General features: G+C 41.5%; 6 protein-coding genes. 4 read left to right on the forward strand and 2 right to left on the reverse strand.

Annotated features, from left to right (window positions below):
- Positions 1-144: 144 nt before the first annotated feature.
- Positions 145-852, reverse strand: a complete 708-nt coding sequence (locus ACFX4X_RS16950; RefSeq protein WP_377384898.1) for a 4'-phosphopantetheinyl transferase family protein — start codon at positions 850-852, stop codon at positions 145-147.
- A 384-nt stretch (positions 853-1,236) separates the two neighbouring features.
- Between ACFX4X_RS16950 and ACFX4X_RS16955 the strand changes: the two genes are divergently transcribed.
- Complete coding sequence (locus ACFX4X_RS16955; RefSeq protein WP_284469520.1) at positions 1,237-2,022, forward strand: PhzF family phenazine biosynthesis protein; 786 nt, start codon at positions 1,237-1,239, stop codon at positions 2,020-2,022.
- Between the two features lie 150 nt (positions 2,023-2,172).
- Here the strand turns inward: ACFX4X_RS16955 and ACFX4X_RS16960 are convergent, their stop codons facing one another.
- Positions 2,173-3,036 (reverse strand): DMT family transporter, encoded by an 864-nt coding sequence (locus ACFX4X_RS16960; RefSeq protein WP_377384900.1) that lies wholly within the window; start codon positions 3,034-3,036, stop codon positions 2,173-2,175.
- A gap of 184 nt (positions 3,037-3,220) precedes the next feature.
- Between ACFX4X_RS16960 and pdxR the strand changes: the two genes are divergently transcribed.
- The 3 genes from pdxR to ACFX4X_RS16975 all read left to right on the forward strand — a co-directional run bounded on the left by pdxR (position 3,221) and on the right by ACFX4X_RS16975 (position 12,300).
- Positions 3,221-4,612 carry a MocR-like pyridoxine biosynthesis transcription factor PdxR gene (gene pdxR, locus ACFX4X_RS16965; protein ID WP_377384902.1) on the forward strand — a complete coding sequence of 464 codons (1,392 nt, stop codon included), beginning with the start codon at positions 3,221-3,223 and terminating at the stop codon, positions 4,610-4,612.
- Positions 4,613-5,104: 492 nt separating this feature from the next.
- On the forward strand, positions 5,105-7,915 hold the full coding sequence (locus ACFX4X_RS16970) for a bifunctional metallophosphatase/5'-nucleotidase (RefSeq protein ID WP_377384904.1): 2,811 nt from the start codon (positions 5,105-5,107) through the stop codon (positions 7,913-7,915).
- 53 nt (positions 7,916-7,968) lie between these two features.
- Positions 7,969-12,300, forward strand: a complete 4,332-nt coding sequence (locus ACFX4X_RS16975; RefSeq protein WP_377384906.1) for an endonuclease — start codon at positions 7,969-7,971, stop codon at positions 12,298-12,300.
- Positions 12,301-12,807: the final 507 nt, after the last annotated feature.

A 12,807-nucleotide genomic window follows, 5' to 3' on the forward strand; every position in this document is an offset into this window, starting at 1 on the left:
ACACGTAATCATCATAATAAGGTTTTATGCAGAACATGACTGAGGAGTTAAAATACCACAGTCATGTGTTTTTTTATTGTTAATGTTGAATGAACAAACAATGCAGGCTCGTTATGTAGTCGGCTTACATTGTAAGATATTTAATTATTTTGGAAGTCTACTGTCTTGCATGAGAAAAGAAAAAATTTTAGATGCATCTAAGAAACTAATAGATTCAGGAAATTTATCATGAAGGGCACAAGCTGCTAGCTTATAATTTTCTTGAAAATCAAACATTTTCACATGAAATCTGGTGTCATTCAATGTGCTTTCTTCAAAATGGATCGACGTTACTTGTTGGTTTTGACGGGCGTAAAAGCTGTTTAATGGAATACTTAAACCTTTTCCAATATTTTTTATGACACTTTCTTTTATTGTCCAGAGTTTGTAAAAATAATCCTTTTTACTAGTTGTTTCCGTCATTTCTCGACTTTCAAAAGAGTGAAAAAATGAAATTAAAGCTTCATAGTCTATATCTGTCATTAGTTCAATATCTATACCCACTCGTTTAGTATCGACAATGCAAACAACCCAACTGCCAGAGTGTGAGACGTTAAAATGGAAAGCTGCTTCGTTACAATATGGTTTGCCATATTCATTTCGCAGTATCACAAGGGGGATGGAAGCCTCTTTCTGGTTCTGGAGATAGATATAGTGAATTAATAATTCACCGACTACAGTTCTAACACTATCTTTATAGTGTTTAAAATTTTTTGCTTTCCTTATGGTTGGTTTTGATAAAATGTGATTATATGTTGTGTATTCAAAATTAAATTCATTAATACCCTCAATGTTAACTGCGTAAATTTCCATTTTGAATTTCTCCCTTTACTAACAAAACTAGATTTTTTCAGTTTCTGCATTTTCATCTAACAAAGCGATATGCAGCTTTTCCTTATTATCTATTTCTTATGTATCATAACTTCTTTTTTGGTTTACATCCTATTATTATGAATGCCTTAAGTAATAGCATGTTTCGTTTTCTTGAAAAAATTGTATAATTTCATCTTAATCTATAACTGTAAGGTTTCAAACTAAAAAAAGAGAGAAAAGTGTTAATACATAGAGTAACTTCGGCTAAGGTTGCTGACTCCAATAGGCAAACTATTCCAAATGTGATTTAATATAATTATAACTAACAGTTTGCTTTTTGTGGAAATGCATGACGGGCAATACTATTTAAGGAGGCATTTTTTCATGGAATTAACGATTATTAATACGTTTACAGATCAACCTTTTAAAGGGAACCCTGCTGCTGTCTGTCTTCTTAGCGGGGGAAAGGACAGTGAGTGGATGCAACGAATAGCTAAAGAGGTTAATTTACCTGTTACGGCGTTTATTCATCTTCATAATGATGAATGGCAGCTGCGTTGGTTCACACCTTCGATTGAAATCCCGATTTGTGGACATGGGACGTTGGCAAGCTCTTTCTTTTTGTGGGAGAAAGGATACGTACCAAGGAATGAAGCAATTGTCTATCAGACAAAAAGCGGGCTTCTCACTGCCAAATTCATGGATGGGATGGTTCAATTGGAATTTCCGTCATTAATGGAGCAGAAGACCGCTGCCCCGGATTTACTGATAAAGGCTTTGGGCGTTGTGCCTACGTATGTTGGTCAAAACAAATGGGATTATCTAGTCGAAGTTCAATCAGAGGAAATCGTAAGGAACTTAAAACCAGATATCGATTTGATTGCCCAATTACCGACTCGGGGTGTCATTGTAACGAGTCGATCGAATCTCAATGAATATGATTTCGTCTCTCGTTTCTTTTCCCCTGCCCAAGGCCTTGACGAAGATTATGTTACGGGCTCTGCCCATTGTTGTCTGGGGCCATATTGGGAAAGCAAGCTGGATAAAAATATCTGTATTGCCTATCAGGCATCGGAAAGAGGAGGGCTAGTCAAGGTTGAAGTAGCGGAGGACACAGTTAAACTTTCTGGCCATGCCGTGACAGTATTCGAAGGGAACTTGACTATTTAACGCTTGGTCACGGATGAAAATCATTTTAAACGTGAGGTCAAGCTCAGAGGGTCAATATTCTTTGAATCTATGAAAAATACGGACACTGCAAAATGATAAACGAGCCGGAGCAAGGATTCTGTTCCGCTCGTTTTTAAAATGGGCCATGTGTTACCTTGCGAATCGCCGGGCGGCTGCCACGCATAGTACAACGGCAATATTCACAGCTACGAGTGCCGGACTGACTTTCTCATTTAGAATCATAGCAGCAAGGAGCAGCCCAAAAAAAGGTTGAAGAAGCTGTAGCTGTCCAACCGCTGCAATACCGCCCTGGGCGAGACCGCGGTACCAGAACACGAAGCCGATGAGCATGCTGAATAAAGACACATAAGCAAGGCTGAAGAGAGCAGGATCACCGATGTTCGCCCACGAGTCCGGCGTATAATAGAACGAGAGTGGCAGCATAAGGGGAAGCGATAGAACGAGAGCCCAAGAGATCACCTGCCAATTCCCAAGCTTGCGTGAGAGCCGAGCTCCTTCTGCATAACCGAGACCACATACGATGATGGAAGCCAGCATGAATGCGTCACCGATCGGCGATGATTCCCCATTTTGGATTAGGGCAAAACCTGCGACCAGGAAGCTGCCTGCAGCTGAAAAGATCCAGAAGGAGGGTCGAGGCCGTTCACCCCCCCGAAGTACCCCAAAGATCGCCGTCGAGAGCGGAAGAAGCCCAATGAAGATAATGGCATGAGCAGACGTGACATATTGCAGGGCCAAGGCTGTCAGCAGCGGGAAACCAACAACCACGCCAAATGCTACCACCAATAAAGGAACGATATCGCTTCTGACAGGACGTTGCTGCCGGAAGATGAAAAGGAGAGCGCCAGCCAATACGCCAGCTATCGCAGCGCGGCAGACGGTGAGGAATAACGGATCGAAATCCGCTACAGCCAATCGTGTCGCAGGTAGCGAGCCGCTAAAAATCAGTACGCCAAGAAAACCATTCATCCAACCATTTGCTGCTTTGTTCATTACAATCACTCCAAATCATGTTTCTTCTTGATTAAACTACTTTAAATGACTAAATCAATTTTTTATCTAGCTCCTCTTATTAACCCTTTCATAATGGATTACAATGACTATAAACTTACATTGACCTTTAATAAACAGCCAGTTTCCTTAAATAAAACCATGCCAGTTTGGAGGAATCATATAAATGGATATCACGTTTTTTTTAAATCGAAATCTAGACATTCCACTTTATCAACAGCTCTATCAGCTCTTCAAAAAAAATATGCATGAGGGCCGTATTCAAAAAGGAATGAAACTCCCTTCAAAAAGGTTGCTCGCCACTCAGCTTTCAATTAGCCAAACGACTGTAGAACGGGCTTACGAACAGCTTGCTGCTGAAGGCTACATTTTGAGCAAGCCGAGAAGCGGCTGGTTTGCTGATTATAATGATTCTGATTTTATTCTTGTTAAAATGCCAAGCACCTCATCCATTAATCCAAAAACAGAAGAGAATGAACAATCGATTGATTTTCATTATGGCAATGTGGATTCTGCCCACTTCCCTTTTTCCGCTTGGCGAAAAAGCATGGTCAGTAGTTTAGATCAATATGGTCAACAGCTTTATCGGCCAGGGAATGTTTTAGGAGAACTTGAGCTGAGAACACTCATTGCAGAATACTTGTATCAATCGCGCGGCGTCAATTGTCAACCTGAACAGGTCATCTTAGGGGCTGGGAACCCTGTTCTGATGCAGATCTTGTGCCAAGTCTTCGGCCCGAATATTTCCATAGGGTATGAAGATCCGGGTTTTCCGAGAACGAGAAAGATTTTTGAAGTCAATCATATGAAGATTCTTCCCATACCAGTCGATGATGAAGGAATCTGTATCCAAGAAATCCGAAAAGAGAAGCCGAGCCTTGTGTATGTAACGCCATCTCATCAATTTCCACTCGGAACAATTATGACGATTAACAGAAGAATGCAGCTGCTTAAATGGGCGGCAGAAAATCAATCATTTGTCATCGAGGACGATTATGACGGCGAATTCAGATACAGCGGACAGCCGATCCCCTCCTTGCAAGGTCTTGACCAGCATGACCGTGTCATTTATATGGGCACTTTCTCTAAATCTCTTCTCCCTTCAATGCGTATCAGCTATATGATTCTTCCGTTACCTCTTTTAGAAAAAGGCAGTGAAATCACTTCCTTATATAAGCAAACGGTGTCCTCTCACAATCAACTGACGCTTGCTGAATTTATAAAAAAGGGCGAATGGCAAAAACACATCAACCGAATGAGAAAGCTGTACCAAAAAAAAAGAGCCATTTTATTAGAGACCCTACAAAGCGAATTAGGAGGACAAGTGAAGATTCGGGGAGGAAACTCGGGGCTGCATATCTTGCTTGACGTTTACTCACCATTTAGTGAAAAAGAGCTCATTGAGAAAGCAAAAGAGCATGGCGTGAAAATTTATCCTGCCTCTCTTTTTTATAAAAGACAACCTCCGACAACCACAGTCTTAATTGGATTCGCAGGTGTTTCTGAAGACAACATACAAGAGGGCATAAAAAAACTGAAAGCTGCTTGGGTAATATAAGTCAGCTTTTGGTTTTGATTATGATATCTACTTTTCCTTTAGAAAAGACGGTTTAACGATCAAATAATACTACTGCAAATAACCAGAGCTATAAAAGAACAAAGTGAAAGAAAACGGACAAAGTGATACTCTCCTTTTTTGGTCAATTGTAAATTTAGGTATAAAGACCAAAGGTGGTTTTAATAAGGAGTGATGCTATTTTACTACTGAATAATTTTATTGGTATATCATCTTTAAGGTAATGGGTATTTTGGGGTGATTATAATGATAATATTCTGTTAAAATTTCATTTTAGATTGTAAATTTGTTTTAAAATTGGATTTTTTTGTTGTAATATAGGATATACACGGATCTTTAGAGGAAAAAAGTAGGGGGATTTGTGTATAAGTAATTAAATTTATCTAGATTCAATTTTTTGAAAAGTATGTCAACTCTATGGGTATGTTAGCAATATGTTATATCAGTATAGAACATATGGGGGGCTAAACTATAATGGGGAAAAAGAAAATCGTAAAAATTGCAACAGCTACCATAATGGCTGCGACAACGATCGTAGCAGTAGCACCTGCACCATCAGATGCTGCCACTAGCCTGAATAGTAAAATCAAAACGGCAAAGGCCACTATCAAAAAACCATTCGACACCTATTTCTACTCTTCTAAACTCGCTTCCGTGTCCACTGTTGAGAGACAAATCAAGTCAGCAAAACAAGCAAAAAAAGACATCAACTCTACCATTAAAAAATCAATGTTAAGCAAAAAAGAAAAAGATGCCAAATACAAAGAAATCGAAGCTTATGATAAGTACATCACTCGTTCAGAGGGATATATAAAAGGGTATAAAGCAGCAGAAAAAGCAAAGGCTGCCAATGATAAATCGATTAACGCCCTTACCCTTTCAATCATTGCCAAGAAATCAAATGATATCAGGGATCAATACAATGCATTGGATAAAGCTGTGAAAAAGACAGACAAAGCCATTAAAGATACGGTTTACGGTGCGAAAATCGAAAAGCTTTTATACGATAAATTCACTAAATCGACCAAAACAGCTTTGAACGGTGACCTGAAAGTGCCGTACTACTATGAAAAAGTTGCTTACTGGGTGACGAAAGGTGATTTAAAAACCGCAGACAAGCGGATGAATACCGTTTCTTCGCAGTTGAAAAAGGTCAGCAAAACATCCAAACTCGGAAAAGCCATACATGCTTATGTGAAAGAAGTGAAAGGCAAGTATGATGATGCGGTATATGCAGAAAAGAAAAAAGAAGTGGCAAAACGGGTCAATGCCTATGTAGCTCTTGCCAATGGGGAACTTAAAACGAAAGAACAGATAAACGCAGCTAAAAAAGCGAAAGCTGCCATCAATTTAAATGGAATCAAGGAGTCTGACCGTAAGGATTTTCAAGCTAAAATAGCATTGGCGGATCAGAAAGTTGCCGCTGCTGAAGAAGCTTTGAAAAATCCAGCGAAGGCAATCACGCTTTCCTTGATGCATACGAATGACACGCATGCCCACTTGGACAATGTGGCCAAAAGGGTGACAGCTGTTAAAGAAGTGCGTAAGAGTAAGCCGCAAGCTCTTTTGGTTGATGCTGGTGACGTATTCTCGGGAACACTCTATTTTAATGAATTCAAAGGGCAAGCGGATCTTCGCTTCATGAATTTAATGAAATACGACGTCATGACATTCGGGAATCATGAGTTTGATTTGGGATCAAGCGCTGAGGGGCATCAAGCTTTGGCAGACTTCATTAAAGGGGCACAGTTCCCATTTGTCAGTTCGAATGTGGACTTCTCCAAAGATGATAAATTTAAGGGACTATTCTCGGACTTGATTTCAAGTAAGCCGGAGCAAGGGAAGATATACAATGGAATCGTAAAACAAGTGGATGGTCAAAAGGTAGGTTTCTTCGGGCTTACAACTGAAGAAACGAAAGATATCTCAAGTCCTGGAAGTATAGAATTTGAAAACTATCTTAAAGAAGCCGAAAAAGCGGTCAAGGCGTTCAAAGGCATGGGGGTTAATAAGATAGTTGCCGTATCCCATATTGGTTACGATGACAATCCAGCTTATGACAATGATTTAACATTAGCTGCCAAGGTCAAGGGCATCGATGTGATTGTGGGAGGACATAGCCATACGCAGTTAGACGCTCCCGTTGTTATTGACAAGGATGATAAAGGGAAAACGAAAGAGCCGACTGTCATCGTTCAAGGGTATCAATATAGCGACTATTTAGGAACGATCGATGTGAATTTCGATAAGGAAGGCAAGATTGTCGGACAAGCCGGACAGCTGATTAAGCTTTCTGAAAAACAGGATGATGCCGAAGCGGCAAAAGTTCTCGAAACATACTCCTCGAAGATTAAGGAGCTGAAGGAAACGAAGACTGGTGCATCAGCTGTGAAGGCATTGGAAACCCCGCGCGATGCAGGAGATGCAACGAAGCCGAGTGTTCGTAAAAATGAAACGGAATTGGGTAATTTAATTACGGACGGAATGCTTAGTAAAGCAAAAGAATTTAATAAGGATGCGGTCATTGCTTTCCAAAATGGCGGGGGCATCCGCGCTGGCATCGACCAAGGTGAGATCACTTTAGGGGAAATCCTGACCGTTTTACCGTTTGGGAATACGCTGGCGACGATGAAGCTTACGGGTGCAGAAATCAATGAAGCATTAGAGCATAGTGTAAGCCTTGCTCCTAAGGAAAATGGAGGCTTCCTGCATGTATCAGGGATGAAATTCAGCTACGACAGTTCGAAGGAACCAGGCAATCGTGTGACAAAGGTTGAAGTCCTGGGACAAGATGGAACATATTCCGAATTGGATGCAACGAAGGAATATGTCGTGGCGACCAATGCATTTACAGCTAAGGGCGGGGATGGATTCTCCGTTTTCAAGAAGGCTTATGAAGAAGGAAGAGTGACGGATATCGGACTCGCTGATTGGGAGAATCTACGGGATTATGTAAGCGGGCTGAAAACTGTCGATCCAAGCATTGAAGGACGCATCAAAGATGTGGCCGGAAACTCTACAGACCCGACTTTGGTATTGGCTAAAGACTTTGGCGGAACGGCTGATGCGCCAAAAAACCATGAAGGTAATGTAGTTGTGGATATCACGGATATCGCTTCATTAGAAAATGCAGTGGTTAAAGGGAATCTTACATTAACAGGAACTCCATCAGATAGCTTTACCTTTTCAAATGTTACAGTCGAAGGCAATTTGAATTTATCGGGGCTTAACGGTAAAACCGTGAGTATTAACGGTGTCACGGTGAAAGGTGAAACCATTTTTTAAGCGGTATTCAAATGATTGCTGCACCTACGTAAAAAGTTGGAGGGGTTGAGATCTTGAAGAAGAATGGGATAAGCAAGCTTTTCTTTGCCATATTGATCGTGCTATCAACGGTTTTGCCATATGCAGCCGCTGCAAAAGCGGAAGGGACAATAACGGTAACGGAAGCGATTAATAATAACAGCGGAACGGCAACGGTGAAGGGATACATCGTCGGTACAGCTAAAAGCGGTACAAGCTATCAACATACATCGCCTTTTACTGAAGGTACGAATATAGGTATTGCAGATAGTCCGGATGAAAAGGATGTAAAGAAAATCATGCCTGTTCAGCTTCCAGCCGGAAATATCCGAACGGCTTTGAATCTAGTCGAACATCCGGATTTACTTAAAGCACAGGTGACGATTACGGGGAAGCTGGAAAAATATTTTTCAGTACCAGGTCTGAAATCAGCAACGGATTACACAATCATCACTGATGGGGGAACACCTCCTGAACAGCCTGATGTGAAGGTTCTGGAATCCATCGCCGAGGCCCGCACGAATACGGAAGATGTTGTGCAGGTTGATGGGGTGGTCACCACAGGGCTTGGATATTGGGGAGGAAAAGGCTTTTATATTCAAGATGAAACGGCTGGGCTATATGTATATGGTTCTTCATGGCCTGCGGATGTAAAGCAAGGGGATAAGGTTCGTTTAATCGGACAAGTATCCGCTTATAATAAGGAATTACAAATTCAACCAACTTCCCTTAAAGTCGTTTCTTCTGGGAATGAACTTCCTGAAATCCAAAAAATTGACGCGGCTGGCGTCAATGGGGAAACACAAGGTGAGCTGGTCACCATTGAAAAAGCGACCATTACAGAATTGGCCGCATCGGGAACATATGGAACATTCGAATTCAAGGCGGCAGACACTAAAGGGAACTCTGTTATCGTTCGCCATGATAACCGGAACGGTTCGAATTATGAAGATTTCCTGAAGAGCTTTAAAGAAGGGGATGTCATTTCCGTAACCGGAATATCATCGCAATTCAATGACACGTATCAACTGAAGCCACGTGGTCTTGAAGATTATGAACTGGTGAACAAGCCAGCAGTTTACACGGATATTTTCCCTGGTATGGTAAGTGAAAATACAAAAGTATCACTTGATTCGGGTTGGGAAGAAGCGAAGATCCATTATACGCTGGATGGATCCACTCCGACGTCTTCAAGTGCATTGTATACAGAACCTATCATTTTAACGAAAGATACTGTCATCAAGGCAATCGCTGTCAACGACAAGACATCGGAAGTGTTCACTTTTGCCTATACCGTTATCAAAACCAATGATTTGAAGATTCGTGACATCCAGGGAATGAATCATTTTTCATCATATGAGAATCAGCTCGTCTCAGGTGTGGAAGGTGTCGTCACTTATGTAAAAGATGCGAATAACTTTTACATGCAAGATCTGAATCCAGATAAGGACTTAACGACTTCAGAGGGAATACTTGTGTACAACAAAGCGCATGGCCTAAAAGCGGGAGATCATGTCAAAGTGGCCGGTAAAGTCGTTGAGTGGTATGTCGAAGGATACGCTGAAATGAAAACGACGGATCTGCCAACAACTGAATTGACTAATACGACTATTGAAAAGCTTGGCACTGTAGCGATACCAGAACCGATCATCATTGGAGAAGATGTCATTCCGCCGTCTGAGAACATCGATGATGATAGATTGACAGACTTCAATCCGACTGAAGATGGCATTGATTTCTATGAGAGTTTGGAAGGAATGCTCGTGCAAGTATATAACCCGAAAGTGGTCGCTCCTCAAGACTATGGTGAATTGGTCGTGATCCCAGGGAATATGGAAACGAGCACTGCAGTTAGAGGTGTCAAAATAACGGAAACGGATTTCAATCCTGAAAGAATAACCCTCGATATGGATGATGAATCATTTGTGGCGAAAACTGGTGATTCTTTTGAAGGCTCGGTTACGGGTGTCATAAGTTATGGATATAGCAACTATAGGGTATTGACGGATAAAAATAAGCTGCCGGCGCTAAAGGATGGCGGAACGGTTCGGGAAGTGACTTCCCTAGAGAAGGATTCCGATAAACTATCGATCGCTTCCTATAATATCGAGAATTTCTCCACTCAAACCGCTAACTCGAAAGTTGAAACGATCGCAACATCCATCATTACTAATCTTAAACAACCCGATATCATCGGCGTAACGGAAATGCAAGATAATGATGGTGCAACAGATAGCGGGACAACGGATTCTGCTCAAAGTGCCAAGAAATTGACCGACAAAATAAAAGAGTTGGGCGGCCCGCAATATCAATTCATCGATATCGCTCCAGAAGATAAACGTGATGGCGGGGCACCTGGCGGGAATATCCGTGTAGGCTTTTTATACAATGTCGACCGTGTCAAATTAACGGAGGGAACGAAAGGAACGGCGACTCAATCCGTTGCCTTCAAAGATGGAAAACTTACATTGAATCCTGGACGAATCGAGCCTACAGATCCTGCCTTCACTTCGAGTCGGAAGCCTTTGGCCGCTCAATTCGAATTTAAAGGGGAAAATGTAGTGGTGGTGGCCAATCATTTTAATTCGAAGGGCGGCGATCAGCCACTATTCGGGAGAAACCAACCTCCTTTCCTTTCAAGTGAGACGCAAAGGCTTCAAATTGCCTCCATCGTCAATCGGTTCGTCAGTGATATCAAGTCACAGGATGCCAAGGCGAATATCGTCTTACTTGGAGATTTTAATGATTATGAATTTTCAGCTCCGCTTAAAACATTAAAGGGTAAAGATTTAACTAATATGATCGAGAGAGTCCCTTTTGAAAAACGTTATTCATACACATATCAAGGCAATTCACAAGTACTGGACCATATCCTGGTATCGAATAATATGGCGGCAGCCACGAAAGTCGACATTGTCCATATTAACTCATCCTTCATGGAAGTGCATGGAAGGGCAAGCGATCACGACCCTGTATTGATTCAAACCGCTTTAACTGAATCAGGGGGAGTTGAACCCGCTGCTCCGGAAAAAACGTATCACTTAACAAACGTTAAAACAAAAAGGCTTACAATTGCTTCACCTAGTGTTTTGATCGATCTTGACGAAACATCCAACATCGAAGAAGGTATCTGGTTAAAAGGTTCCTATGCTGTACTCAAAGGCCTTGGGCTGAAGAATGCAACTGTGGCTGTCAAACCGGATAAGGAAGGCGCAATCATTGATTTTGGAGGCATGGCGGTGAAGGAAGTCATCATTGATAACGCCAATGTAAAAGAAATCAGGGGCGCTGAAAATGTTCAGAAATGGTCTGTAACGGAAGGTGTAGACACTAAGAATATCAAGTTTTTCGATTCAAAAGGGGAAGCAATTGCTTCTCCTTTCGACCCTAAAGAAAATCATGCGCCAGTTGTAACGAAAAAACTGGGAAATCTTGAAGTGAAAACCGGTTCCAAGGTCACTATCGATTTGAGTGAGCACTTCTCAGATCCGGATGGAGATGAACTTACCTTTTCATCCTCGATCGGTAATGTCACCGGCCCGACATTAACCCTTCCTGCAAATGAAGCTGGAACATACCTTGTCGCAGTAAAGGCCGAGGACCAGCAATCGGAAGTGGTTGCCCGTTTCACGCTGACCGTATCGAATGATAAGCCGCTTGAAGCTTACTATGAAACGGCGGCAGGAAAAACCGGAACGGAATTGAAATCGGTTCTGCACACGATAATCAAGGGCCATACGATGTTATCTTATGATCAAGTGTGGAATGCCCTTAAAGAAACGGATGAAGATCCGGATAACAAACAGAATGTCATCTTGCTTTACTCTGGAAAATCTATTTCGAAGAACGCCAATGGAGGCAATGCCGGACAATGGAACCGTGAACATGTTTGGGCCAAGTCCCACGGTAATTTTGGAACAAGCAAAGGCCCTGGGACCGACCTTCATCACCTCCGCCCAGCTGATGTGACAGTGAATGGTAAACGGGGCCACCTTGATTTTGACGAGGGCGGTCAAACATATAGTGGCTGTGAATGTAAGTTTGATTCAGATTCATGGGAGCCGCCGGATCATGTTAAAGGCGATATAGCCCGGATGCTATTTTACATGGCCGTCCGTTATGAAGGAAACGGTGAGTTGGATCTGGAATTGTCCGATACAGTCAATACGTATCCAAAGCCGCTTCACGGAAAGCTATCGACACTTTTGAAATGGAATGATCTCGATCCAGTCGACGATTTCGAGAGCCACCGAAATGATGTAATTTATGACTGGCAGAATAACCGCAATCCATTCATCGATCATCCTGAATGGGCGTCCGAAATTTGGGGAGCCGCTGAATCCATGGATGTGAAAAAAGCGAGTTAGATCGGTTCTTATATTGAATGAAAGCTACACTACAGACTGTAGACAACCTCGATGAAAGTCGTGTTTGCCTATAGTCTTTTTTATTTCCAAATGAAGTTATTTTTCAATAAAACTTTTATAACGTTCGGTAAAAACATCGCAGCTCTCCAAATACACTCCTCTTTATCTCCATATAGATCCAGATTGGTCCCTATATCAAGGAAGGAATTTTATCAAACGCGCATTTTTAAGTGTACAAGCAAGAAAGGGAAAATGTTGCAGAAACAGCGAGTGATCTCACTAGAAAAAAGTTGGGAGTTGATTTATAGCTAGGATTAAATCAAGATGAGCTTCCCAAATACATTGAAAAACAGAGAGAAGAAAACCCAAATGAACCAGTACGTTTTCAATTTCAATATTCTTCATAAAGGGTCAAGCAGTTAAACTCATTATTAAAAGTTGATTTAATTATTTCAAAATACTGAAAAATCAAACATTACTTCCGCTCGAAAATTTAAAAATTTTGAT

It is taken from the genome of Peribacillus sp. YIM B13481, assembly GCF_042787985.1.
Taxonomy (GTDB): Bacteria; Bacillota; Bacilli; order Bacillales; family DSM-1321; genus Peribacillus; species Peribacillus simplex_A.

Bases quoted from the DNA above. Each gene is read 5' to 3' on its own strand.
- ACFX4X_RS16950 (WP_377384898.1), bottom strand. From the start codon at position 852: ATGGAAATTTACGCAGTTAACATTGAGGGTATTAATGAATTTAATTTT.
- ACFX4X_RS16955 (WP_284469520.1), top strand. From the start codon at position 1,237: ATGGAATTAACGATTATTAATACGTTTACAGATCAACCTTTTAAAGGG.
- ACFX4X_RS16960 (WP_377384900.1), bottom strand. From the start codon at position 3,036: ATGAACAAAGCAGCAAATGGTTGGATGAATGGTTTTCTTGGCGTACTG.
- pdxR (WP_377384902.1), top strand. From the start codon at position 3,221: ATGGATATCACGTTTTTTTTAAATCGAAATCTAGACATTCCACTTTAT.
- ACFX4X_RS16970 (WP_377384904.1), top strand. From the start codon at position 5,105: ATGGGGAAAAAGAAAATCGTAAAAATTGCAACAGCTACCATAATGGCT.